We start from the raw sequence: 283 nt of genomic DNA on the forward strand, positions 1-283 counted from the left end.
ACCGAGGGCGGCGGGGACAGCAGCGGATGCAGCGGCGTCTGCACCATCGTGGTCTGCACCGTCATCGTCTGCTGAACCTCGCCGTCACGCCCCGCGACGGCCTTGCGCCACCGGGGCCGGATGCTCGGACGAGCGTCCCTTCCGTCCGGACGCGGCGGGCACGCCGCCGTCCGGCAGCCCAACAGATCCTTCCAGCGAAAGGGACATCCATGCCCGCAACGATCGAAGCAACCGATCTCGACGCCCTCATCGAGGACCTCGACGCCCGCATCACCGAGACCGA

1 protein-coding gene is annotated in these 283 nt (G+C 69.6%); it reads right to left on the minus strand.

Annotated elements, in window-relative coordinates; genetic code table 11:
• Positions 1 to 283: hypothetical protein (locus tag UWG_RS33695; protein WP_237720088.1), on the minus strand; the 283-nt coding region annotated here is incomplete at both ends.

The sequence above is a fragment of the Streptomyces xiaopingdaonensis genome (genome assembly GCF_000262345.1).
GTDB lineage: Bacteria > Actinomycetota > Actinomycetes > Streptomycetales > Streptomycetaceae > Streptomyces > Streptomyces xiaopingdaonensis.